Below are 2,938 nucleotides of genomic sequence, written 5' to 3' on the forward strand. Positions count from 1 at the left end.
CATGGAGCAAAGACAAATTTGCCGAAAAGCACATCCTCTTTTTTGAACAAAGTGACGAGTACGATTACATAAGGTTTCTAGTTGATAGTTGCTTCCCCGTCAGGGGAACACCGAGCGGTTGATCTCCAGCATTCTCTCCAAAATCGTCTCGGGTCGTGTAAGGAATTATGTGTAGGGGTCGGGGTTTGCAGTTGCTTCAAGGTACGCTGCAAGGTACGCTTCGCGTGACCGCGTGACCACGGGAGCGAACAGGTGAAGGCTCAGGGTCAGCCCGGTCAGCCCCGAAGGGGCTATGTTCAAGGGCTACGTTCAGGTGCTGGAGGTGCTTTCCCGTCAGGGAAACAGGTACTAGATGCTTCGTCAGCCCGAAGGCTACCTTGCGGAGCGGTATGCCTCCCTTACCCAGGTCGTTACACAAACTTCTTGACACGACCCGTGAAGGGCCCTGAGAACCCGCTCCATCCGATTAGCAGGATACCACGGTTGCTTTGCGAAGCAAACACCGAGAGGCGGGATAGACCCCCCTTAAAGCACCCCCTGAAGGCATATAATCGTTGCAGGATGAGCCGAACCCTGGAGGAGCGCCTGGCCCGCTGGAGGGAGAAGGGCCTTAATGAAGAAGCCACTCTCCTGGGGCTGGTCCTTCCCGTACTCCAGGAGGCGGGGTACGATCCCTTTAATCCAGATGAGGTCTTCCCCCAGCTTAAGGACACCAACGCCCTTAAGCCCGACTTGGCCCTCTACAAGAAAAGCCCTCTGGAAGGGGGAGAGCCCTGGATGGTGGTGGAGGTCAAGGCCTTAGGAAAGGCTCTGAAAGACCACCACAACCAAGTGGTCCAGTACATGAACGGGGTACACCCGGCCCGGTGGTATGCCCTTACCAACGGAGAGGAGTGGGAGTTTTTCGATCGAGACCAGGGCCTCCCCTTAAAGACCCTTCTTCGGGTCAGGCTGAGCGTCCCGGGGGCCGTGGAGGCCCTTAGGGCCATGCTGGATAAGTCCAACCCAGCACCAAAGGTCGAGGAGGCCCGCCACCTCCTGGCCGAGGCCCGGCTCCGGCAAGCCGCCAAGGAGGTTCCCTGGGAAGAGCAAGTTAAGGCCTACCGGGTCACGGAAGCCCTGCCCCGTAGGGTCAAGGAGGAAGTCGAAGCGATAAGCCGGGGGCTAGGCCTCGAGGTGGAGGGGTGGAAAAAGGCCTACGAGGCCTCCCTGCGCTCCGGCAAGCCGCCCTCATGGTGGGAAGCCGCTTCCCCACCTCTTCTGAAAGACCTCCCCCCTACAGGACTCCCTAGCTCCGGTCCTTTTAAAAGCTGGGCCGAGGTCCTTTACCAGGTGGCCGCCTGGTGCCGCGCCAAGGACCCATCCCGAGCCGAGAAGGTGTTTAGGTTTATGCCCAAGGACTACCAGGGCCCCCTTCATGTTAGGCCACTCCCCAGTGGGGAAGAGGTCGTAAGCGTGAACTACAGCACGAAAGGTGTGCAGCGTCTTCTTGGGAAGGCCGCCCAGCTCTTTCCGGAGCTTAGGGGCCTCGAGCTTTGGGTTAAAGGGACCGTCTGGCGCATAGAATAAGGGGGATGCTCCGGCGCCTCGAGGTGCAGAACCTGGCCGTCATCCGGGAGGCCGCCTTGGACCTGGCCCCCGGCCTGAACGTCCTCACCGGGGAGACGGGGGCGGGGAAAAGCCTCTTGGTGGACGCTTTAGCCCTTCTCCTCGGGGAACGCCTCGAGGGCCCCTTGCAAAGCACCCTCATCACCGCCTTTTTCCAGAAGGACGGGGTGGAGCGCATCCTCTCTAGGCGCATCGGGGCCCGCTCCACCCCGAGGATCGACGGGGAGGTGGTCACCCTAAGGGAGCTCGCGGAGGAGGCGGAGCGCTGGGTCGCCCTCCACGCCCAGCACGCCGCCTTGGCCCTCCTTTCCGCCAAAAGGCAGGAGCGCCTTCTCGATGCCCTTTTGGACCCGGGGCTTCTTCTGGCCTACAAGGAGGCCTACGCCAGGCGGGAGGCCCTTTTGAGGGAGAAGGCCGACCTCTTGGAGAGGGCCAAGGCCCGGGAGGAGCGGCTGGACTTTTTACGCTTTCAGCTCAAGGAGTTGGAGGAGGCCCGGATCCGGCCCGAGGAGGACGAGGCGCTTTTTGAGGCCGCCGCCCGGCTCCGGCATGCAGGGAGCCTGAGGGAAAAGGGGGAAAGGGCCAGGGCCCAGCTGGAGAAAGCCCTCTCGGCCTTGGGCCTGGCGGCCAGGGAGCTGGAGGGGGCCTCGAGGCTGGATGCGGGCCTCAGGCCCCTGGCCGAGGAGGCCGAGGAGGCCGAGGCCCGGACCAGGGCGCTTCTAGACGAGGTGGAGGCGTACCTGGAGGCCTTGGAGCTGGACCCAAGGGAGATGGAAAGGGTGGAGGCCCGGCTCGCCCTTTTGGAGAGGCTGAAGCGCAAGTACGGCCCCACCCTCGCCGAGGTCTTGGCCCACCGAAAACGCCTCGAGGAGGAGATGCAAGCCCTCGAGGCCAGCGAGGAACGGCTTTGGGAGCTGGAACAGGCCCTGAAGGGGGCCGAGAAGGCCCTTTTCCAGGCTGGCGAGGCCCTAAAAGAAGCCCGGGAGAAGGCCGCGCGCTGGCTTTCCCAAAGGGCCACGGAGGAGATCCGCACCCTGGGCATGCCCGAGGCCCGCTTCCAGGTGGCCCTCTCCCCCCTTCCCGAGCCAGGGCCCGAGGGGCTGGAACGGGTCCAGTTCCTCTTCAGCGCCAACCCCGTCCTTCCCCCCGCCCCCCTGGAGGCGGCCAGCGGCGGGGAGCTTTCCCGGGTCATGCTGGCTTTGGCCCTCCTGACCCAGGGGGGGGAGGCCCCCACCGCGGTCTTTGACGAGATCGATGTGGGCATCGGGGGGGAGGCGGCCTGGCGGGTGGCGGAGCGGCTCTTGGAGCTTTCCCAAACCCGCCAGGTCCT

The 2,938-nt window shown here is 63.6% G+C and carries 2 protein-coding genes; both read left to right on the forward strand.

From position 1 onward, the window contains the following. Positions 1-561 precede the first annotated feature (561 nt). A complete protein-coding gene (locus C4301_RS09660) occupies positions 562-1,569 on the forward strand; it encodes a hypothetical protein (RefSeq protein ID WP_352414858.1) in 1,008 nt (335 codons plus the stop codon). Positions 1,570-1,574: 5 nt separating this feature from the next. Beyond that, positions 1,575-2,938: DNA repair protein RecN (locus C4301_RS09665; protein ID WP_352414859.1), on the forward strand; the 1,364-nt coding region annotated here is incomplete at its 3' end.

This window comes from Thermus sp., from assembly GCF_040290245.1.
GTDB lineage: Bacteria > Deinococcota > Deinococci > Deinococcales > Thermaceae > Thermus_A.